The following is a 19,552-nucleotide window of genomic DNA, read 5'->3' on the forward strand; positions in this document are numbered from 1 at the left end:
CCCGGCCGCGGCGTTCCTGCCGTCCGCCCAGGTGCCGGACTTCGTGCCGGACGCGCCGTGGGACGTCGGCGCCCGGGTCGGCTGCTTGCACGCGGTCGTCGAGCGGGCCGGGCTCGACCTGGTCCGGGTCGAGGATTTCGCCCCGGCCCGGCTGGACGAGCTGCGGGAATTCCACGACGAAAGCTATGTGCGGGAGCAGCCCGATGGGCCGTGGACCGACGCTGGCCGGGCGGCAGTCGGCGCCGCGCGGGAGCTGTGCCGCCGGATCTGGGCGGGGGAGCTGGACAACGGCTACGCGCTGGTGCGGCCGTCCGGTCACCACTCCGAGCGGGCGTCGCCGGGCGGTGGATGCCTGTTCGCGACCGGGGTGCTGACCGTGCTGGAAGCGCGCCGGCTCGGTGCGCGGCGAGTGCTGGTGGTGGATTGGGACGCGCACCACGGCAACAGCCAGCAGACCGCGTTCTTCTCCGATCCGTCGGTGCTCACGATCTCGATCCACCAGGACCGGCGCTGGCCCGCGGGCACCGGCGGCCTCGACGCGCGCGGCACCGGAGCGGGGTTCGGCTCCTCGATCAACGTGCCGGTGCCGCCGGGCGCGGGCGGAGGGGTGTACCGCGAGGTGTTCGACCGCGTGGTGACCCCGGCGGCGGACCGGTTCCGGCCCGACTTCGTGCTGGTGGCGTGCGGTTTCGACAGCGGCTACCTCGATCCGTCCGCCCGGCTGTGCCTGCACTCGGGCGACTACGGCTGGATGACGGAACGGATGGCGGACATCGCCGCTCGGCACGCGCGGGGCCGATTGCTGCTGACCCAGGAAGGCGGGTACGCGCTCGGATACCTGCCGCTGTGTTTCCTGCGGGTGCTGGAGGCGTTGTCCGGTGGGGAGTCCGGGATCGAGGATCCTTTCCTGGCTCGGTGGGGCGAGGATTTCGCGGCCGCGGTGAGCGTGGAGGCGGCGGAGACGGTGGCACGGTGTGCGGCATACGTGCCGGACATCGGCTGACTGTCCACAGAGGACGTCAGGCCCAGAGTGCGGGATCGGGATTGCCGATCTGCTTGGGTTCGCCGGGTTCGTCGCATTCGATCAGGCTTGCCCCGACCGCGGCGAGGTCCCAGCGGTCCACTTCGGCTCCGCTTGCCGCGACGGCTTCGGCCACCTCGATCCAGGGCACTGGTTCTCCGAAGCGGAGGCGTTCCAGCAGCTGAAGGGCCTGGCTGCCGTGCTCGGACCGCTTGAGCGCGTCGGCCACGGCGTCGGCGGCCGCGTCGGCGTCGAAGGTTTGCGGGGTGGCCGCGGCTTCGGCGGCGAGCGCTTCTTCGAGCAGGCCGAGACCGGTCGGGCTGTCCGAGGCGAGACCGTGCAGCGCCTCTCGCCGCTGCGCCGGGTCCAGCAGCAGGCCGAGTTCGCGGACCAGGTCGGCGGGCTCGTCGGCGACATGGATGTAGCTGAAGTTGCGATTGTGCTGGCGCAGCAGGGCGCGCAGCGTGCCGGGTTTCTGCTTCGACAGATCCGCTGAGCCTTTCAGCGAGGCCAGCCGCATCGTCGCGGGCATCGGCCCCGGGCGCTCGTCCCGCAGGAGCAGCAGCAGGCCGGAGCCGACATAGATCAGATCGTTCAGCGCGAGCCGGTCCACCGTGGCCGAGGTCAGCTGGTACCGCCACATTTCCCGCCACCGGAAGCCGGTGAACGCGGGGCACTGCACGGCCTGGACGGCGAACCCCTGTCCCGCCAGCCAGTCGAGCACCGGGCGGACCTTGCCCGCGGCGACCCCGTCCGGTTTGACCATCAGCAGCGCGTGCCGGCGCAGGATCGACGCGGCCCGCTCGCCGAGCATCCGGGAGGTGTCCCTCGCCCCTTCCCGGAAATACGTTTCGCGGCGGTAAGCGGTCCGCTTCGCGGGCATTCGCGTGAGCGCGGCCCAGTCCATGTCGTCGATCTTCGCCCCCGTGGTCGATTCCGGATCCGGTGCGGCGATGCTATCCCGGATCGGGGCCGAGCGGATTGCGCCGGGAGCGGAAAAACCGGATTCGCCGCGACGGGGGAATGGGCCGTTCGGCGGGTTGACGGCCCGGCGGCGAGTCGCGGCGGCTGCGGAACCTCGTGGTCGAGCACTCAACAGGGATCAGGTATTCGTGGTTTTTCTCGGGTATGAGAACGGAAACCGTATGCCGGTTGAGCGTTGTCCGTTTTTGCGTTTATGTGCTCGGTTCCGGCCGGGCCAATACCACCGGGAATGCCTGGTCCGGTAACGCCGGTGACGGTGCGAAGCCGGGAAATGCGCCGTTCGGGTGACGGGAACGGGGCGGGTGAGACCTCCTTGACGCAGATCACAGCATGGGTACACTCGGTCTTCGGAGTCACTGGCGGTACTGGGGTGAAAGTCTTTTTTAATCGGTGGCGATAATGCGCGCCTTGGGTCGCGGCTGTCCGTACGCCGAGTCTTTTCTCCCGTTTCGCGCTGCCCGTATTCCGGAGCCGGATCGCGATTTCGCGCCCGGCGACCGCTCCCGCGCCCCGGCGCACCGGACTCGAGAGGATCGGCTGGCCGCATGGATTCGCACCCCGCTCCCACCATTTCGATCGTCACCGCGCACGGCAGGCAGGTGCTCGCCGGCGACGGGAACGAGCGGCTGGTCGACCTGCTCAACCGGCACCGGGTCCCGTGGTCGGCGGTGGCCGCCTACGTGGTGCCGCGCAGCGGCGGCGAACCGCGGCTGTCGCCCTCGCTCGACACCCGGCTCGAGGAGTTCGAGGACGCGGCGGAGATCCTGCTTTACTTCAACCGCAACGTGAATCCGTTCCTGTTCGCGCTCGACGACTTCAAGACCATCGAGAGCGCGGACCCCTCGCTCGGCACCGAATACTTCTACCAGCGGCTCGACAACGAGTCCGGCACGGCCGAGGCGTTCCTCAAGAAACTGAGCCCGGACGAGTGCAAGGAGATCATCGCCGACCGCGTCGCCGAGACCGTGCGCGCGGCGGTGCCGGAGGGCTCCACCCTGGTGGTGGGGGTGAGCGGCGGCGGCGACAGCAACGCGATGCTGCTGGGCCTGAGCCGGCTCGCCGACTACGGCGTCACCATCGATCCGGTGATCCTCAAAGGAATCCCGGACTGGGACGCCGGCGTCCCGCGCGCGCAGGCGCTGTGCGAATCCTACGGGCTCGACCTCACGGTGATCGACGAGAACGAGGTCAAGGACCTGCTCGGCATCCCGGTGGACGACCCGACGCCGCTGATCGACCGGTTCGAGCGCGAGTTCGCCGGCGACGACTTCGAGTTCATGGGCACCCTGCTGATCCGGCTGGCGCTCACGAAACGCGCCAAGGACGTCGGCACCTCCTACATCGCCACCGGGCTCAACCTGGAGGACGTGGTGTGCGAGGCGATGTTCCGGGTGTCGTCGGGGATGAAACCGGCCCCGTTCCCGGCGAGGGAGATCGGCGAGACCACGCTCGTCTTCCCGCTGTGGATGTGCCCGAAGCGGATCATCGACGGCTGCTTCCCGAAGTACTCGCTGGACAACTACGACGCGCGCTATCCGTGTTTCTCCTTGGGCCGCAACATGTACTACAGCGTGGTGTACGCGATGCAGTCGCAGTTCCCCGGCTTCCTCGAGCAGCTCACCCGCGGGCTGTCGAAGATGAGCATGACCGACCCGATCACGTACACGCTGGACGAGCAGCTCGGGTTCTACACCGAACGCGCGGTGCCGTTCCCGTTGCGCCGCCGGTTCCAGAAGATGCTCGGCCTGACGCCGGCGGGCAGGTGAGCGCAGCCGCCCGGCGGCCGTCCGTGACGACCGTGCGGGCCCGGCTCGCCGGACTCGTCGCGGGCCGGGCCGGGCGGCGGGAAGGCGGCGCGGTGGTCGTGTTCGCCCTCGACGGGGTGGGCCGTGCGCTGGCCGCGCGAGCGTGGCGGACGGCCGCGGTGTCCGTGCTCGACTCGGTGTTCCCGACGGTCTCCTCGGCCGCCTGGCTGAGCAGTCTCACCGGGAAACCGGTGGCGGAGCACGGGATTCCCGGCGTGGTGTGCACTGTGGACGGAAGGCCGACGAACATCTACGACCATCATCAGCCGCTCGTCGCGGCGCCGCCGGACAACGTGTTCAGCGACGCCGCCGCGCGGGGCATCCGCCCGGTCGCCGTGCTGTGCGACCTGGCCCACTACCCGTGCTCTTGGCGGGACCTCCTGCTCACCCACGCGGAGACCGTCGAGGGCACGCCATTATTCACCACCGCGGGGCCTTACGAGCCGCCACCGCTCGACCGCGTCGAGGCGGACCTGCGGGCCGCGGTGGCCGCCGGGCTCAGCGGCGGAAAGCGGGCGCTGGTCTGGTGTTTCGTGGAGATCGACACGCATCTGCACCACTGCGGGGAGGACGAGTACGCGGTGGCGGCGCTGCGGATGATCGAGCGGATCGCGACGGATCTGGTGGCCGACGGGCACGTGGTCGCGGCGCATTCCGACCACGGGCACACGCCGACCACGTACGACCCGGAGCTGGCCCGGCTGCTCGACGGGCTCGCGGACGAGTACGGCTTCGCGATGGGCGGCGCGGGCCGCACGCGGTGGCTGTATCCGCGGCCGGGCACGGCGGAAGCGCTGGCGGAGCGGCTGCGCAAGGAGCTTCCGGCGGACATCGGAGTCGAGGACGCGGACGAGGTCTTCCCGCCGGGTTCACCGGCGCGGGCCCGGGTCGGCGACCTGTTTCTGGTGGCGGCGGGCGAAAAGTTCCTTGCGCCGGAGGGGTACCGGTACGAGCACGGGTCGCGGACCGAGGCTGAGGTCGAGGTCCCGTTCGCGGTGTGGGGCGGTGAGCCGGATGGTCGCGGAACTGGTCGCTGAGCTGCTCGACACGGTGAAGACCGACCGGGTGCTCGACGCGCTGGCCGAGGTGGCCGCGTTCGACCGGTACCAGGCTTCCGCGGGGATCGAACAGGCCGCGGATCTTGTTGCCGCGCGCGCGGAAGCGGCCGGATTGTCCGAGGTCGGCATCCAGCGGTTCCGCGCGGACGGCAAGGCGCAATGGTGGACGTTCGAGGCGCCGACGTCGTGGACGCCGACGGTCGCGCGGATCGCGGCGGACGGTTTCGAGGTCGACCACGCCCGGCAGCCGTTCGCGCTGGCGACGCATTCCGCCGCGCTGACCGGAAAGTCGCTTCCGGTGAAACGCCCCGGCGAAGACGTGCGAGGCTCGATCGTGGCGCTCGACGCGGTCCCCAGCACCTTCCGGGAGCTGGAACAGGCCGGAGCGCTGGGGTTCGTGACGGACGGCCCGGCCCGGCGAGCCGGATACCGCGGCCGGATCGAACTGCCCGCCGACACCGGCCTGGCCGGATTCAGCCTGCTGCCCGAGGAGTTCGCGACGCTGCCCGGCCGGGTCGACGTCGACGTGCGGCTCGGTCCGGAAGCGAGCATGCCGGTCGTGAGCGGCCTGCTGCCCGGCGAGGGCGACGGCGAGGTCTGGCTGATGGCGCACCTGTGCCATCCGCGACCGGGCGCGAACGACAACGCGTCCGGCGTAGCCGCGCTGCTCGGCGTCGCGGAAGCGCTGGCCGGTACGCGAAACGCGCTGGGCATCCGGTTCATTTGGGGGCCCGAGTTCACCGGCACCGCGGCGGTGCTGCACCAGGCCGGAAGGCTGCCGGAAGCGGTGCTGAACCTCGACATGGTCGGGCAGGACCAGCAGCAGTGCGGTGCGCCGTTCGTCGTCGAGCGGCCGCCGGACTACCTGCCGCCGCAGCTGGCCGCGGTCGCGGAACTGGTGGTGGCCGAGACCTTCGCGCAGACCGCCGAGCACCCGGGCACCTGGGAGCCAGCGCAGTTCGCGGGCTTTTCGGACCACGCCTTGTTCGCCGACCCGGCGATCGGTCGTCCCGCGGTGCAGTTCTGCCATCCCGCCGACCGGTTCAACCACACCGCGGCCGATTCGCTCGACAAGGTCGCGCCGGTCGAGATGCTCCGTTCCACCGCGGCCGCCGCGGCGGTGGCCCGGCTGGCCGCTGGCCGATACGCGGGCGTGGATCTCACGAAGGTCCTGGAACGCTGGCACCACAAGCAGAACGCGCCAGCGCGCGCGGACGGCGAGCCCAAGCTCGTACGGAAATGGGAAGGCCCGCTCAACGTGCGGGCAATGCTCGCCGCGGCCTCACCGTCCACACAGGACGCTGTCGGTGCGCTGGTCGCGGCGGACAAGGCGAATCTCTCCCTGATTTTCAACCTCGGCATCCGGATCACCGGCCGCCGCAGCGGGACGGAGCTGGCCGAAGCGGCCGGGTCGGCCCGGTTGCGCCCGGTGGATCCGGATACCGCCGCTGTCCTGCTGTCCGCGTTCGAGGACGCGGGCTGGGCGGAAGCGGTGTGACGCACCGGGGTTGGCGGGTTTCGGCGAAACTGGGAAAGGGGGTGAGCGCGATGAAGAAGTACACGAAGCCGCAGGCGAAGAAGGTGAACGCGGGCGCGGTTCTGCGTTCCAACGTCTGATTCAGGGAGGAGGCGGGGTCCGCTGCGGCGGGCCCGCCTTCGCCTTTCGTTCGCGGGGAATGGGCACGAGTGGGCATGAGGCAGGGTTTCCGGTTCGGCAGCGCCGATTTCGTCCGGCTGTGGGCGTCCGGGACGGTCAGTTTCTTCGGCACGGCGGTCAGCACCGTCGCGCTGCCGCTGGTCGCGTTGAGCGTGCTCGGCGCGTCGACCTTCGAGGCGGGCGTGATCTCCGCGGCCGGGCTGGTGGCCTGGCTGCTGCTCGGCCTGGTGGCCGGGGCGCGGATCGAGCGCGTCCGCCGCCGTCCGCTGCTGATCGGCTGCGACGTGGTCCGCGCCGTCGCGCTGGCGACGATCCCGGCGGCGTACGTCCTCGGGATCCTGACCATCGCCCAGCTCGTCGTGGTCGCGCTGGTGGTCGGGGTCGGGTCGGTGTTCTTCGACATCGCCGTGCAGACCTATCTGCCGTCCGTGGTCAGCCGCGACGAACTGGTGGCGGGCAACAGCAAACTGCAGGTCAGCGAGAACGCGGCGAAGACCGGGGGACCGGCGGTCGGCGGCGCGCTCGTGTCCGCGATCGGTGCGCCGGTCACGATTCTGGTCGACGTCGCCAGCTACGTGTTTTCCGCGCTTTGCCTGGTCGCGGTGCGCAAGCGGGAAGAGCCGCCGGAGCAAACGGCGCCCCGGCCGGTCGGCGCGAGGGTCCGCGAAGGACTGCACGCGGTGCTCGGCGACCCAGTGCTGCGTCCGCTGACCATGGTCGCGGCCAGTCTCAACTTCCTCGGCGCCGGATTCGACACGCTGCTGGTGCCCTACCTGCTTCGCGGGCTGGAGCTGACGCCGGCGCTGATCGGGGTGCTGGTCGCGCTCGGCGGAGTGGGCGGCGTGCTCGGCGCGGCGCTCGGCCCCGCGATCGCGCGCCGGTTCGGCGATGCCCGCGCGATGGTGGTGACCGCGCTGGTCGGCCCGCTGTTGTCGCTGCTCGTGCCCGCGGCGTTCGGCGGCACCGGGCTGGTGCTGTTCGCCGTCGGCCTGATCGGCCGCGAGGTCTGCATCGCGGTGTACAGCCTGCTCGCCCGCAGCTACCGGCAGCTGACCACGCCGGCCGGGCTGCTGGCGCGGGTCACCGCCTCGATCAAATTCCTGTCCTGGGGAGTGCTGCCGCTCGGCGCGCTGGCCGGCGGGCTGCTGGGCCAGGTGCTCGGCAACCGCGCCGGGATGTGGGCGATCTGCCTCGCGCTGCTGCTGACGCCGCTCCCGCTCGTGCTGTCCGGGTTGCTGCGCAAGCGCGACCTCGGCGAACCGGCCCCGATCACCGAATAGGAGAGCGCTATGTGTGGCCTGGCGGGTATCGCGTCGATCGGCAGGGACCTGCCGCCGGACGCCGGTGCGGTGCTGACCTCGATGGCCCGGGCGGTCGCGCACCGCGGGCCGGACGGCGAGCAGCTGTTCGCCGACGGGCCGGTCGCGCTCGGCTTCCGCAGGCTCGCGCTGGTCGGGCCGACCAGCGGGGACCAGCCGCTGTTCAGCGAAGACGAGCAGACCGTGCTGATCGCCAACGGCGAGGTGTACAACCACCGCGAGCTGGAAGCGCGGATGCCGGACGTGCGGATGCGCACGAAGTCCGACTGCGAGGTCCTGGCGCACCTCTACGCCCGGCACGGAATGTCCTTTTGGACGACGTATGCGGCATGTACGCCATCGCGCTGTGGGACCGCAGGCGCAACCGGCTGGTGTTCGCCCGCGACCGGTTCGGCATCAAACCGCTGTACTTCACGATCGCCGGCGGCCAGGTGGTGTTCGGGTCGGAGATCAAGGCGCTGTTCCAGCATCCGGCCTGCCGCCGCGAACTCGACTGGGAGCGGTCGCTGGCCGACCAGTCGATGAACATCGGCGCGTACCTGACCGACGAGCCGCCCTCGACCTGGTTCCGCGACATCGAGCTGGTGCCCGCGGGCGGGATGGTCGCCATCGACCTGAACACCGGCCGGATCGAGCGCAGCCGGTACTGGCAGCTGCCCTCCTTTGACGGCGACGAGGACGCATCGGACGCGGAGCTGATCTCGCGGTACCGGGAACTGCTGGAGGCGTCGGTCGCCGATTGCGCTTCGGCGGACGCGGAACTCGGCCTGTTTCTCAGCGGCGGCGTCGATTCGGCGGCCGTCGCCGCGCTCGCCGCCCGGCTGGACGGCCCGGAGATCCACACCTTCACCGTGCTCGGCGCGAGCACGTTCCTCAACGGGGACGGCGGCGCGGCGCACGACGCGGCGGTCGCGCTCGGGATTCCGAACCATCAGCTGGTGTTCGACGTCGACCGCACGCCGGGCGTCGACCAGTGGAAACAGTTGCTGTGGCTGCTGGAGACGCCGCTGTGCAACGCGGAGCAGTACTTCAAGTACGAGTTGTACCGGTACGCCAAGCAGTTGCGGCCGGAGCTGCGCGGCATGCTGCTCGGCCAGGCCAGCGACGAGTACAACGGCGGCTACTCGCCGGTGCTGTCCGGTGACACTGATTGGGCCGGTTTCGAGGCGGGCTTGCGGCAGATGGCGCGCACGTCGGCGTTGCGAGAACGGCCGACGCTCGCGCCGTGGTGGCCGGACGGACAGTCGTCGCTGGTCAACGACGATCTGCTGCGCGGGTCCGCGTTAACCGATCCGTATCGGGCTTATGTGGCTTGGAAGCATCGGCACATCCAGCAGTACAACTGCTGGCACGAGGACCGCACCGCGGCGGGCAACGGCGTCGAGGCCCGCGTGCCGTTCCTCGACCACCGGATCATCGAGCTGCTCGGCCGGCTGCCGGCGAAGCGGCGCGCGGGCCTGTTGTGGGACAAGCGAATCCTGCGCGACGCGGTACGGGATGTGCTGCCGCCAGCGATCACCGACCGGGAGAAGGTGTCGTTCTTCTACGGCGAAGGCGAGGGCTACACGCACCGGATGATGGTGCGGATGCTCGCCCGCGACGGCGGCGCGCTGCTCGAAGAAGCTCTGGCCGCGCCCGGCGCCGCCGGGATCCTCCGGCCGGACCAGGCCCGGGATGCCTTGCGCCGCTTGGAGAACGACCTCACCCCGTTCGACGTCGAGTACCTGCTGCGGCTGGTGAATCTCGGCCTGCTCGACCAGATGACCCGGTCCCTGCCCGCGCTGCCGGTGGACGCGCCGCGCTACGAGATCCTGCCGGTGGCCGACGAAGCCGACTGGGAGGACGACGGCGCGCGCCTGGCCGCCCGGTTGCGCAGGGTGCCCGCGCCGCAGCAGGACGAGGTGGTCGAGTTCGGCGAGGACGTGCTGCTGGTGCACGCGCCGGATGATCCCTCGACGATGTACCTGGCGGTCGACGGCCGGTTCGAGTACGTGGTGGATGCGGAGGAGTCGCCGGAGTGGTGGGCGTTCCTGCGGGCTGTTGACGCGCGGCGGTCGGTCGCGGAGGTCGTGGCAGCGGCGGGGCTGAAGTACGACGACGTGCAGGCGACCCTGCGAGACGCGCTGGATGCTGGGTTGCTGGTTCTGGTTCGGACCCCGGTGGTGGCCCGATGAATTTCGAGCATTGTCCGGAAGTCCTCAACGACCGCGACCTGCTGCCGGACGACACGCTGAGCGTGTTCGTGGTCGGGTCGATGGCCCGCGGCTGGGCGAACGACGCCAGCGACATCGACCTGGTCGTGGTGACCGGGGAGCGGTTCGAGGGCGGGGAAAAGGCGTTCTCGCTGGACGTCCCGCTCCGGCCCGGTTCGCTGCCGACCGTCGCGTTCGACCACGACGGACGGCGCTGGGAGATCCGCTACTGGCAGGACAGCCAGGTCGACCAGGTCTTCGAGAAGGTCGGCTGGGACGCGTTCGAGGCGGACCGCAAGGTCGGCGACCGGCTGGTCGAGGCCGAGCAGCTGTTTCTCGAACGGCTGGTCAGCTGCGTGCCGGTGCGCGGCGCGGACTGGGTCGCGGACCGGCGCGAGCAGCTGTCCGGGTCCGCGTTCCGCTCGCTGCTGGTGATGCAGGGCCTGACCAAGGTCGACGCCAAAACCCGGACCGCGCTCGCGCAGCTGGCCGCGGGCGACGTCGAGAGCGCGACGCTGTCGGCGCGCGACGCGTTCGGCTGGGCGATGGACACGCTGCTGCACGGCCACGACGAGCACGGCGCGCTGGTGAAATGGCGGGCCCGGCGGTTCCGCGCGGCCGGACCGGACCTGCTGACCTTCGACGAGTACTGGGCGGTGGAAACCATGCGGGACTACGACCCGGCCGATCCGGGCGACTGGATCCGCCGCGTCGTGGCGCTGTGCAAAAAGGTGAGCATGGAAGTGGAGATCTGAGATGGACCCGAGCAGCGTGCCGCGGCTCAGCCTCGACGCCAAGGTGCGGCGGTTCCGGGGCGCGCTGCTCGTGGCCGTCGGGGACGAGACGCTGGAGCTGACCGAGAGCGCCGCCTTCCTGTTCCGGGCGGTCGACGGGGCGCGCAGCGTCGCGGACATCGGCGCGATGCTCGCGCAGGAGTACGACGTCCCGGCTGATGAGGCGGCTGAGGACGCGGCCGGGTTCCTGGGAGAGCTGGTGGACAACGGCGTGCTGGAGCTGGGGCCGTGACGGCATCTCCCTGGCCGGAGTACGAAAGCCGGTTCCACAACTGGGAAACCCGGTCCAGCGTGCGCACGAAACCGCGGCGGCTGTTCGACGCGAACGGCACCGCGTTGCTGCTGTTCCCGCCGGAATCGGTGCCCGCGCTGGCGCATCCGCTCGTGCGCGCGCACGGTCCCGGCACCGCGGATCTGGTGCTGCAGCACAGCCTTTACCAGTATCTGCACTTCACGACCGTGCTGGAACAGACCGCGGTGCTGCCGGTGACGGCGAACCTTTCGCTGGGCACGGCCGGGATCGAGCTGCCCCCGGCGATGCGGGCGGACGCGTTCAAGATCACCACGGACGAGGCGTGGCACGCCCAGTTCAGCGACGACCTGACCACGCAAATGGTGGCCGCCACCGGGGTTGCGGCCGAGGCGGTGGTCGAACCGGCGTTCGTCGGGGAGCTGCGGCGGCTGCGGGCGGAGTTCGATCCGGCGGACCGGCCGCTGGCCGATCTCGTGTTCGCGGTGGTGAGCGAGACGCTGGTCTCGGCGTTGCTCGCCGACCTGCCGAACGACCGGCGGCTGGCCCGGCCGGTCCGCGAGACCGTCGCCGACCACGCGGCCGACGAAGGCAGGCACCATTCGTACTTCCAGAGCGTGCTGCGGGTGCTGTGGCCGAGCCTGTCGGCCGAACACCGCGGATTGCTCGGACCGCGGGTGCCCGCGTTTGTCCGCGCGTTTCTGGAGCACGACCTAGCGGCAGTGCGCTCGGCCCTTGTCGCGTCCGGACTCACTGCGCAGGAAGCGGCGACCGTGGTGGACGAGTCCTACACACCGGTCGATCTCCGGCGGCCGGCGCGGGCGACTGTGCGCGGGTTTCGCGGAGTGGGTGCGCTGGACGATTCGTGCACGCGGGACGCGTTCCTCGCGGCGGGTTTGCTGGCCGAGGACGAGCTGTGAGGGAGGTGCGGAGATGGTAGTCATGGTCCGCGACGAGTTGCCGAGTTGTTCGTTCTGCGGCACGCCGAAGTCGGAGGCGGAGCATCTGGTTTCGGCGGCTGACACGCACATCTGCGCTGGTTGTGTTGACGAGTGCGCGAACGAGGTGGCGGAGGTCCGTGCGGAACGGGCGGGCGACGGCGGTCCGGCGCACCTGCCGCGGCCGCGCGAGATGGGGGCGCTGCTGGACGAGTACGTGGTGGACCAGCGCCGGGCGAAACGCTCGCTGGCGGTCGCGGTTTACAACCACTACAAGCGGATCCAGCCGGGTGCCCGCCGCCCGCCGGGGGACGACGTCGAGATCGCGAAGTCGAACATCCTCCTGCTGGGGCCGACTGGTTCGGGCAAAACGCTGCTGGCGCAGACCCTCGCGCGGATCCTGCGCGTGCCGTTCACCATCGTGGACGCGACCGGGCTGACCGAAGCGGGTTACGTGGGGGAGGACGCGGACGGAATTCTGCTGAAACTGTTGCAGGCGGCCGACGGAGACGTCGCGGCGGCGGAAACCGGCATCGTGTACATCGACGAGATCGACAAGATCGCGCGCCGCGGCGGCGGTTCGCAAGCGGCCCGCGACGTGTCCGGCGAGGGCGTGCAGCAGGCGCTGCTGAAGATCCTCGAAGGCACGGTGGCGACCGTGATGCCGCGCAACCGCAGCGGAAACCTGTCGCACGGCAGCCGCAGCCGGACCGCGCAGGAGGGCATCCAGATCGACACCCGCAACATCCTCTTCATCGTCGCCGGCGCGTTCGCCGGGCTCGAGAAGACGGTCGAGAAACGGTTGGGGGTCAAGGAGATCGGCTTCCTCGGCGGACGGTCGCGGCCGGTCCGGCGCACGACGTCGGAGCTGCTGGCCGAGGTCGTCCCGGAGGATCTGGTGGCGTTCGGGATGATCCCGGAGTTCGTCGGCCGGGTGCCGATGATCACCTCGGTCGGGGAGCTGAACCGCGCGGCCCTGCTGCGGGTGCTCACCGAACCGAAGAACGCGCTGGTGCGCCAGTACCGCAGGCTGTTCGAGTTCGACGGCATCGACCTGGATTTCCGGCCGGGAGCGCTGGCGGCGGTCGCGGACCAGGCGATCGAGCGCGGCACCGGGGCCCGCGGGCTGCGGTCGATCCTGGACGCGGTGCTGATCTCGGCCATGTACGACGTTCCGTCGCTGACCGAGGTGACCAGGGTGGCGGTGACCGAGGAGACGATCACCGGCGGCGTCCCGCCGGTGCTCTACACCGCCTCCGGCGAGGTCTACGACTGGACGGAGGATTCCGCGACCGCGTGATCCGCGGCGAATTCGACGACCTGGCGCTCGGCGAACAGCGTCATGAGTTCGGCGGTGTCGGAAACGGCGTCGGCCACCGCGTAACGGTAGCGCTCGGCGAGCTGTGCGCCGATTTCCCGCACCGTGGCGGTGCCGTCGACGAGCCGGAAAGCGAATTCGGCCTGCTCGTTCAGCTCGAAGGCCTGCGCGGTGTTCGCGATGAACAACCGGCCGCGATAACGCCGGGTGCGGACTTCGGCACAACGCCGGGGAACGGAATCGCCGGTCATCAGCGGACCTCGATTTCCAGCGCGAGCGTCCGGCATTTCGCGATGACCTCGTCGATCCACGGACGCGGTTCCGCCGGATCGTAGCCGCGCATCGTTTCGATCGCCCAGTACTGCTCGAAAGACAGTTCGCGCGGAGCGGTCTCCTGGAAACGGCGGGCGCGCCATTTGGGAATCCGGGAGCCGAAGTTCCCGCAGCTTTCGAGCAGCGCGTCGACCGTATGCCCCCACGCTTTGTGCGCGGACAGCACCGCGCTGAGATGATCGTTCGCGGCGAGCTGGCCCAGCGCGTCTTCCGCGCAATTGTCCGCGGCGGTCAGCGAACGGGTGGTGACGAAAGCCCGGAACGCCGACGCCCCGAGCTGCGCGGTGCGCCTTGCCGCCCAGTCCGCCCCGGTCAGCGGCACGCAGGTGAGCAGGCGTTCGAGGAACAGCTCCTCGTCGACGGCCAGTACGTCCGCGGCGGGACGGCCGCTGCCGAACCGCTCCCAGGCGACCTTGGCCAGCATCTCGTCGACCTGCGCGTCGGTCCAGTACTTCAGCTCCCAGCGGCGGCCGCGCACCTCGAGCACCCTGGTCGGGACCGTGGCCGTGCGCAGCGGGACCCGGATCGTGCGGGAGCCCGCGGCCCGCGGCTGGCGCCGCGCGACGACGTTGAAGTCGTAGTCGCTGCGGTCGTTCGCCCACCCCCGGGCGAGCGAGCCGACGGCGCACGCGGCGAGGCAGTCCGAGGGCAGCGCGCCGTGCCCGGCGAGCACCTCGAGACAATCGGAGGCCGTCCATTTCGGCCGCGGCGAAACCGCGAAGCCGGACAGGATCGCGGACATGCGAATCATCCCCCAGGATGTCCTTGTCGCACCGGAACCGGAAATGCCGCGTCCGGCCTCGTCGCCGGATCGGCATTCCGTTCAGTCCACCATTTCCGGACCGCGTCGTCAAGGCCTTCCACGCGCGCGCGGACGGGCCGCCGCGATCCGCGGCGGCCCGTCCGCTGAGAAACGATTGCTTACTGCGCGCCGGTCTCGCAGCTGGCGCCGCAAATGGTCTCCAGGCCGTGCTTGGAAGCCGGCACCGCGGTGCCGCCGACGCGGATGGCCTCGAGTTCGCGGACGCTCATCACGACGCGCGTGGCGACGCCGCCCGAAGGAATAAGCTCGACAAGCTCGGTCTTCAGGTCGAAGTTGCTGCTCTGCGTCGCGGTGCTGGTTGCTTCGCGCATGCGCTGCTCCCTTCGTCAGGCAGGAGGAGATCTCCCGCTGAAAAGCGAGTCTACGGTCCGGTACGGGTGCTTCTGAACGCTTTCCCGGCGGCAATTTGTCTCAGCTGGAATTCGGTCCCGGCGGCTCTGTCTCAGCTGCTCCGCCGTCCGGTTTCACGACTTTGCGCCTGCCGAACAGCTGCTCGACGAAATGCCCGCTGAACTCGCGCAGGATGCGCGGCCGGGGCCGCTCGGCGGCGGCCGCCGGACGGGCGCCCGCCGACCGGAGCCGCGTCGCCGCGGCCTCGGACAACGCCTCGGCCCACGCGCGAGTCGGCGCCTCGGCGGTTTCGTCGCCGGACAGTTCCCCTAGCGCGGTCCACAGTCCGGCGTTCGCCCAGTGGGTGAAGCGCCGATGAGCGGTTTGCCAAGAGACGCCGAACGTTTTCGGCAGCTCCCGCCACGCACAGCCGGTGGCGAGCACGTAACAGATGGCGGCGAACGTCGCCTCGTCCTGAATGCGCGGAGTGCCGCCGCCCTGCGGCCGCGAGGCCGGATTCGGCAGCAGCGGCTCGGCGTAGGGCCACAGCGTCATCGGTGCGAGCCAGCTGAACCGGTTCATCCCCTCATCATGCGGCATGCGCGCCCGCCGCGGAACCCGCGAGTACCGTACGTCCATTGTGGACATAACCGATTTGTCCGCACTGACAGGCGGATTCAGTGGTCCGGACCAGTTATCGCTCTCGATGTCGTGCTGGCCCGGACCGGTCCGGACCGGCGATTGCGCCGGATGCCGCAGGCGCATTGCCCGGTTCCGCGTCTTGTCTCGACAGATTCTCTATTATTCCTCGAATTCGCGTAGAATGTTGTTCACCCGGATGGTCGCTGCGCCGGTTTGCCGGGGTCCATAGAGTCTGAAGGGCAGCCCTGGTCCAGTGGGGGAATAACCGCCAGCGGCTCCGCTTCGCGGCTCGCACACGGCCGCGCGCTGGGACGGACGGGTGCGGGTGAGCCCCGGACGCGCCGCAGGCAAGCACCGGACCGAGCCGGCTGCGCGAACAGCCAGCAATGGCACGGTATTTCCGCATTTGAACCCCGAGCACCCCGAACACCAAGCAGCCGAGCACGACCACGACAACCCGCGCCACCGTCCGCACCGGCGGCGGCGCTTCGCATGCCCGGATTGATCGACGCCGCGCCGGGGCGGCCGTCGGCCAGCCGGAATCCGTTCAGCGGGACAGCCGGTGAAATTCCTGCTCGACCGGCTCCCGCGCGACTGCGGCCCGGCCGGACGGCGGAAGGACCACATATCCCGAGGAAGAATATTCCCGGAGGGGCCGGAATGCACCGATTGCTCGAATCCCGCACCACCACCCTGATCACCCAGCAGGAGGCCGAAACCACCGGAACCGGCTGGCGCGCCGCCGCGTTCCGCGACGTCGAGTCCAGGCTCACCGACTCCGGTTTCCCTTGTGTGTTCTCGCGAAACGCCTTCAAGAAGCGGCTGCTGCTGTTCGCTTTCGCCGACGACGTCGGGCCGGACGGCATCGCGAGACTCGGCGCGGCGCTCGCCGATTACGTCGAGCTTTCCCGGAACTGGAACGGCCACCTCGACACCGCGTACCCGCTGCTGATCGTCTTCTCGCCGGACGCGGTGTCCGCCGGGTCGGTCGCCGAGTACCAGGCGTTCGGCTGGGAGGTCATCCAGAAACTGCACCACGCGGACCCCGCGCCGTGGCCCGAGGACGTCGGCACCGACCCCGGCGAAAGCTCGTGGTCCATGTGTTTCAACGGAATGCCGTTGTTCTTCAACATGAGCAGCCCCGCGCACGAGGTCCGGCGCAGCCGCAATCTCGGCGAGCACTTCGTGCTGGTGGTCAACCCGCGCGAACGGTTCGACGCCGTCGCGGGCGACACCCCGAGCGGCCGCAAGGTCCGCAGCAACATCCGGGCGAGGATCGACCGCTACGACCGCGCCCCGCGTGCCCGGCAGCTCGGCTCGTACGGCGTCGCGAGCCTCGAATGGTGGCAGTACGGGCTGCCCGAGGAAGACGTCGACCGGACCGACAAGTGCCCCTTTTCCTTCCGGGCGCCCGAAACGGCGCGGCCGGACGGGGCCGTGGCCCCTACCTGATCGGAGACAGGCGATGATGGATGTGATCGTTTCCCAGGGCCGCATCGGCGACCGCGGCGCCGGGATGATCGAGGGCGCGGCCCGGACGGCGCGTGCGCTGGCGGAGCGCTACGGCCTCGAACCGCGTTTCGTCGGCACGCCTTCCGGCCCGGAGGACGACGACTGGACGGCCAGCCTCCCGGCCGCCGAGGAGACGCTTTCCGGCCTGGCGCAAGCGGTTTCGGCGAGCGTCGCGGCCGGACGGCGCACGGTGCTCGCGGTCAACACCTGCTCGGCCAGCCTGGCGACGCTGCCCGCGGCGGTCCGCGCGTACCCGGACTGCGTGGTGCTGTGGATCGACGCGCACGGCGATTTCAACACCCCGGACACCACCGGATCGGGCTACCTCGGCGGCATGGCGCTGTCCGGCGCGTGCGGCCTGTGGGAGAGCGGGCACGGCGCGGGCGTCGACCCGAGCCGGGTCGTGCTCGTCGGCGCGCGCGACATCGACCCGCCGGAACGCGAGCTGCTGGACAAGGCGGGCGTGCGGATCATCGCGCCCGCCGAGGCCACCGGGCAGCGGGTCGCGGCGGCGGTCGGCGGCGCGCAGGTGTGGGTGCACATCGACTGGGACGTGCTCGAACCCGGCACCGTCCCAGCCGATTACCACGTGCCCGACGGCCTGCTGCCGGAGAAGATCCGAGAGATCCTCGACGCGATCCCGGCCGCGGACGTACTGGGCATCGAGCTGGCCGAGTTCGCCGCGACCGGCGACGAGGGCACCGACGCGCGCGCGACCGAGTCCATCCTGGACATGATCGCGCCGGTGTTCGCGACCGCGGCGGCCCGATGAGCCCTTCGCTTCCGTTCACCAAAATGCACGGGTGCGGCAATGATTTCGTCGTACTCGACCTGCGGGACGCGCCCGCGCCGTCGCCGGAGCTGTGCCGGGCGCTCGCCGACCGGCACACCGGCGTCGGCTGCGACCTGATCCTCGGGATCCGGCCGCCGCGCAGCGCGTCGGCGGTCGCCGCGTTCGAGATCTGGACCGGGGACGGCGAAAGCTCGATGCAGTGCGGCAACGGCGCCCGCTGCGTCGCCTCCTGGCTCGTCCAGGCCGGGCTGGCGCGCCCGCCGTCGTTCGAGATCGACAGCCCGAGCGGCACGCATCCGGTGGAAGTGCTGGGAGACAGCGTGTTCAGCATCGGGCTCACCGTTCCGGAGTTCGAGCCCGAGCGGATCCCGCTGTCCGGTTTCCCGAGCCGGGACGACCGGTACGAGGCCGAGCTGGCGGATGGTACTCCTGTTCGCTTCGCCGCGGCCTCCACCGGAAATCCGCACGTGGTGCTCGAAGTCGACGACGCCGGCAGCGCCCCGGTGGCCCGGCTCGGCCCGGCCGTGCGCGCGCTGCCCGGTCTGCCGCCGACGGTCAACGTCGGATTCGCCGAAGTCGTGGCGCGCGACCGGATCCGGTTGCGGGTCCACGAATTCGGTGCGGGCGAGACGCTCGCCTGCGGCAGCGGGGCCTGCGCCGCCGCCGCGGTGCTGATCCGGGCCGGGCGGCTCGACCGGGACGTGACGGTCGAGGTGCCCGGCGGCGAACTCCGGATCGGCTGGCCCGCCGAGGGGGAGCCGATCGTCCTGGCCGGCCCGGCCACGACTGTGTACGAAGGAGGATTCCGTCATGCCGCTGTACTCCAGCATTCTTGACACGATCGGCCGCACCCCGATCGTGCGGCTGAACCGGATGGCGCCCGAGCACGTCTCGGTGTACGTCAAGGTCGAGTCGTTCAACCCGGGCGGCTCGGTGAAGGACCGGCTGGCGCTGGCGATCGTCCTCGACGCCGAGAAGAGGGGCGAACTCAAGCCCGGCGACACGATCGTGGAGTGCACGTCCGGCAACGTCGGCATCGCGCTGGCGATGGTGGCGGCCGCGCGCGGGTACCAGTTCGTCGCGGTCCTCGGCGACACCTACTCGGTGGAGCGGCGCAAGCTGATCCGCGCGTACGGCGGCAAGGTGCTGCTGTTCCCCGGCCACCTCGGCAGCGCGGGCGGCAACCGGATCGCCGACGACCTGGCCGAGAAGCACGGCTGGTTCCGCGCCCGGCAGTTCGAGAACCCGGCGAACCCCGCGTACCACCGGGAGACCACGGCGGCGGAGATCCTCGCCGACTTCGCCGGGAAACGGCTGGACACCTTCGTCACCGGATTCGGCACGAGCGGCACGATCACCGGCGTCGGCCAGATGCTGAAGCTCGCCCGCCCCGAGGTGCGCACCGTCGTGCTGGAACCGGAAAAGGCGGCGGTGCTGGCCGGGCAGTCATGGAATCTGCACCAGCTGCAGGGCTTGGCTCCGAACTTCGTGCCCGGAGTGATGGACCGGACCGTGATCGACGAGCTGGTGACGATCGACGACGAACTGGCCCGGGACACCGCGCGCCGCCTCGCCGCCGAGGAGGGGATCTTCGCCGGCATGTCGGCGGGCGCGACGCTGGCCGCCGCGCTGCGCGAAGCGGAGAACTCGCCCGAGGGCACGGTGCTGCTCGCGATGCTGCCCGACACCGGCGAACGGTATCTGTCCAGTTTCTGGTTCGAAGGCATCAGCGACGGTTCGGACGACGAATGGCTGGCCTCGCTCGGCGGGTGACGCGGAAACT

General features: G+C 70.5%; 20 protein-coding genes and 1 pseudogene. 16 read left to right on the forward strand and 5 right to left on the reverse strand.

From position 1 onward, the window contains the following. Window positions 1-31: 31 nt before the first annotated feature. A complete protein-coding gene (locus RPX00_RS29075) occupies window positions 32-1,003 on the forward strand; it encodes a class II histone deacetylase (RefSeq protein ID WP_406630105.1) in 972 nt (323 codons plus the stop codon). Window positions 1,004-1,019: 16 nt separating this feature from the next. Here the strand turns inward: RPX00_RS29075 and RPX00_RS29080 are convergent, their stop codons facing one another. Further along, complete coding sequence (locus tag RPX00_RS29080) at window positions 1,020-1,928, reverse strand: nucleoside-diphosphate kinase (protein WP_406630107.1); 909 nt, start codon at window positions 1,926-1,928, stop codon at window positions 1,020-1,022. A 622-nt stretch (window positions 1,929-2,550) separates the two neighbouring features. Here RPX00_RS29080 and RPX00_RS29085 point away from each other — a divergent pair. The 11 genes and pseudogenes from RPX00_RS29085 to clpX all read left to right on the forward strand — a co-directional run bounded on the left by RPX00_RS29085 (window position 2,551) and on the right by clpX (window position 13,318). After that, window positions 2,551-3,771: a hypothetical protein gene (locus RPX00_RS29085; protein ID WP_406630109.1), complete on the forward strand. Its 1,221-nt coding sequence runs from the start codon at window positions 2,551-2,553 to the stop codon at window positions 3,769-3,771. Between the two features lie 23 nt (window positions 3,772-3,794). Then, window positions 3,795-4,847, forward strand: coding sequence for an alkaline phosphatase family protein (locus RPX00_RS29090; RefSeq protein ID WP_406630111.1), 1,053 nt, complete (start codon window positions 3,795-3,797; stop codon window positions 4,845-4,847). Beyond that, window positions 4,825-6,366 (forward strand): DUF4910 domain-containing protein, encoded by a 1,542-nt coding sequence (locus tag RPX00_RS29095; RefSeq protein WP_406643127.1) that lies wholly within the window; start codon window positions 4,825-4,827, stop codon window positions 6,364-6,366. Before RPX00_RS29090 ends, RPX00_RS29095 begins: the two co-directional genes overlap by 23 nt. Beyond that, window positions 6,363-6,485: a hypothetical protein gene (locus tag RPX00_RS29100; protein ID WP_378313537.1), complete on the forward strand. Its 123-nt coding sequence runs from the start codon at window positions 6,363-6,365 to the stop codon at window positions 6,483-6,485. The genes RPX00_RS29095 and RPX00_RS29100 overlap by 4 nt, the downstream gene beginning before the upstream one ends. 75 nt (window positions 6,486-6,560) lie before the next feature. Further along, a complete protein-coding gene (locus RPX00_RS29105) occupies window positions 6,561-7,805 on the forward strand; it encodes an MFS transporter (protein WP_406630113.1) in 1,245 nt (414 codons plus the stop codon). 81 nt (window positions 7,806-7,886) lie between these two features. Beyond that, window positions 7,887-8,248 (forward strand): annotated as a pseudogene (locus RPX00_RS29110) (asparagine synthetase B); the annotation flags it as partial. Window positions 8,249-8,443: 195 nt separating this feature from the next. Further along, the gene (locus tag RPX00_RS29115; RefSeq protein ID WP_406643128.1) at window positions 8,444-10,018 is read left to right on the forward strand and encodes an asparagine synthase-related protein; all 1,575 of its coding nucleotides are present in this window, start codon (window positions 8,444-8,446) and stop codon (window positions 10,016-10,018) included. Then, entirely contained in the window at window positions 10,015-10,791 is a 777-nt protein-coding gene (locus RPX00_RS29120; protein WP_406630116.1) for a nucleotidyltransferase domain-containing protein, read from the forward strand. Before RPX00_RS29115 ends, RPX00_RS29120 begins: the two co-directional genes overlap by 4 nt. 1 nt (window position 10,792) lies before the next feature. Further along, window positions 10,793-11,062 (forward strand): PqqD family protein, encoded by a 270-nt coding sequence (locus tag RPX00_RS29125; RefSeq protein ID WP_406630118.1) that lies wholly within the window; start codon window positions 10,793-10,795, stop codon window positions 11,060-11,062. Further along, window positions 11,059-12,000, forward strand: coding sequence for a diiron oxygenase (locus RPX00_RS29130; protein ID WP_406630120.1), 942 nt, complete (start codon window positions 11,059-11,061; stop codon window positions 11,998-12,000). Before RPX00_RS29125 ends, RPX00_RS29130 begins: the two co-directional genes overlap by 4 nt. 13 nt (window positions 12,001-12,013) lie before the next feature. Next, window positions 12,014-13,318, forward strand: a complete 1,305-nt coding sequence (clpX, locus tag RPX00_RS29135; protein ID WP_406630122.1) for an ATP-dependent Clp protease ATP-binding subunit ClpX — start codon at window positions 12,014-12,016, stop codon at window positions 13,316-13,318. Here clpX and RPX00_RS29140 read toward each other — a convergent pair. The 4 genes from RPX00_RS29140 to RPX00_RS29155 all read right to left on the reverse strand — a co-directional run bounded on the left by RPX00_RS29140 (window position 13,285) and on the right by RPX00_RS29155 (window position 15,404). Further along, on the reverse strand, window positions 13,285-13,587 hold the full coding sequence (locus RPX00_RS29140; protein WP_406630124.1) for a PqqD family protein: 303 nt from the start codon (window positions 13,585-13,587) through the stop codon (window positions 13,285-13,287). The two genes, clpX and RPX00_RS29140, sit on opposite strands and share 34 nt — an antisense overlap. Further along, window positions 13,587-14,411 carry a hypothetical protein gene (locus RPX00_RS29145; RefSeq protein ID WP_406630126.1) on the reverse strand — a complete coding sequence of 275 codons (825 nt, stop codon included), beginning with the start codon at window positions 14,409-14,411 and terminating at the stop codon, window positions 13,587-13,589. The genes RPX00_RS29140 and RPX00_RS29145 overlap by 1 nt, the downstream gene beginning before the upstream one ends. Before the next feature lie 179 nt (window positions 14,412-14,590). Continuing rightward, window positions 14,591-14,803 (reverse strand): hypothetical protein, encoded by a 213-nt coding sequence (locus tag RPX00_RS29150; RefSeq protein WP_406630128.1) that lies wholly within the window; start codon window positions 14,801-14,803, stop codon window positions 14,591-14,593. Between the two features lie 100 nt (window positions 14,804-14,903). Next, complete coding sequence (locus RPX00_RS29155; protein WP_406630130.1) at window positions 14,904-15,404, reverse strand: transposase; 501 nt, start codon at window positions 15,402-15,404, stop codon at window positions 14,904-14,906. Window positions 15,405-16,124: 720 nt separating this feature from the next. Here RPX00_RS29155 and RPX00_RS29160 point away from each other — a divergent pair. The 4 genes from RPX00_RS29160 to cysK are packed head-to-tail and all read left to right on the forward strand — an operon-like array spanning window position 16,125 to window position 19,542. Then, a complete protein-coding gene (locus RPX00_RS29160; protein ID WP_406630132.1) occupies window positions 16,125-16,916 on the forward strand; it encodes a YqcI/YcgG family protein in 792 nt (263 codons plus the stop codon). 13 nt (window positions 16,917-16,929) lie between these two features. After that, the gene (locus RPX00_RS29165; RefSeq protein ID WP_406630134.1) at window positions 16,930-17,748 is read left to right on the forward strand and encodes an arginase family protein; all 819 of its coding nucleotides are present in this window, start codon (window positions 16,930-16,932) and stop codon (window positions 17,746-17,748) included. Next, a complete protein-coding gene (gene dapF / locus RPX00_RS29170) occupies window positions 17,745-18,605 on the forward strand; it encodes a diaminopimelate epimerase (protein ID WP_406630136.1) in 861 nt (286 codons plus the stop codon). Before RPX00_RS29165 ends, dapF begins: the two co-directional genes overlap by 4 nt. After that, window positions 18,580-19,542: a cysteine synthase A gene (gene cysK, locus RPX00_RS29175; RefSeq protein ID WP_406630138.1), complete on the forward strand. Its 963-nt coding sequence runs from the start codon at window positions 18,580-18,582 to the stop codon at window positions 19,540-19,542. Before dapF ends, cysK begins: the two co-directional genes overlap by 26 nt. The last annotated feature ends 10 nt before the right edge of the window (window positions 19,543-19,552 follow it).

The organism is Amycolatopsis sp. WGS_07, assembly GCF_045278895.1.
GTDB lineage: Bacteria > Actinomycetota > Actinomycetes > Mycobacteriales > Pseudonocardiaceae > Amycolatopsis.

Bases quoted from the DNA above. Each gene is read 5' to 3' on its own strand.
- RPX00_RS29080 (WP_406630107.1), bottom strand. From the start codon at position 1,928: ATGGACTGGGCCGCGCTCACGCGAATGCCCGCGAAGCGGACCGCTTAC.
- RPX00_RS29085 (WP_406630109.1), top strand. From the start codon at position 2,551: ATGGATTCGCACCCCGCTCCCACCATTTCGATCGTCACCGCGCACGGC.
- RPX00_RS29095 (WP_406643127.1), top strand. From the start codon at position 4,825: ATGGTCGCGGAACTGGTCGCTGAGCTGCTCGACACGGTGAAGACCGAC.
- RPX00_RS29105 (WP_406630113.1), top strand. From the start codon at position 6,561: ATGAGGCAGGGTTTCCGGTTCGGCAGCGCCGATTTCGTCCGGCTGTGG.
- RPX00_RS29115 (WP_406643128.1), top strand. From the start codon at position 8,444: ATGGTCGCCATCGACCTGAACACCGGCCGGATCGAGCGCAGCCGGTAC.
- RPX00_RS29120 (WP_406630116.1), top strand. From the start codon at position 10,015: ATGAATTTCGAGCATTGTCCGGAAGTCCTCAACGACCGCGACCTGCTG.
- RPX00_RS29125 (WP_406630118.1), top strand. From the start codon at position 10,793: ATGGACCCGAGCAGCGTGCCGCGGCTCAGCCTCGACGCCAAGGTGCGG.
- clpX (WP_406630122.1), top strand. From the start codon at position 12,014: ATGGTAGTCATGGTCCGCGACGAGTTGCCGAGTTGTTCGTTCTGCGGC.
- RPX00_RS29140 (WP_406630124.1), bottom strand. From the start codon at position 13,587: ATGACCGGCGATTCCGTTCCCCGGCGTTGTGCCGAAGTCCGCACCCGG.
- RPX00_RS29145 (WP_406630126.1), bottom strand. From the start codon at position 14,411: ATGTCCGCGATCCTGTCCGGCTTCGCGGTTTCGCCGCGGCCGAAATGG.
- RPX00_RS29150 (WP_406630128.1), bottom strand. From the start codon at position 14,803: ATGCGCGAAGCAACCAGCACCGCGACGCAGAGCAGCAACTTCGACCTG.
- RPX00_RS29155 (WP_406630130.1), bottom strand. From the start codon at position 15,404: ATGAACCGGTTCAGCTGGCTCGCACCGATGACGCTGTGGCCCTACGCC.
- RPX00_RS29160 (WP_406630132.1), top strand. From the start codon at position 16,125: ATGCACCGATTGCTCGAATCCCGCACCACCACCCTGATCACCCAGCAG.
- RPX00_RS29165 (WP_406630134.1), top strand. From the start codon at position 16,930: ATGATGGATGTGATCGTTTCCCAGGGCCGCATCGGCGACCGCGGCGCC.
- dapF (WP_406630136.1), top strand. From the start codon at position 17,745: ATGAGCCCTTCGCTTCCGTTCACCAAAATGCACGGGTGCGGCAATGAT.
- cysK (WP_406630138.1), top strand. From the start codon at position 18,580: ATGCCGCTGTACTCCAGCATTCTTGACACGATCGGCCGCACCCCGATC.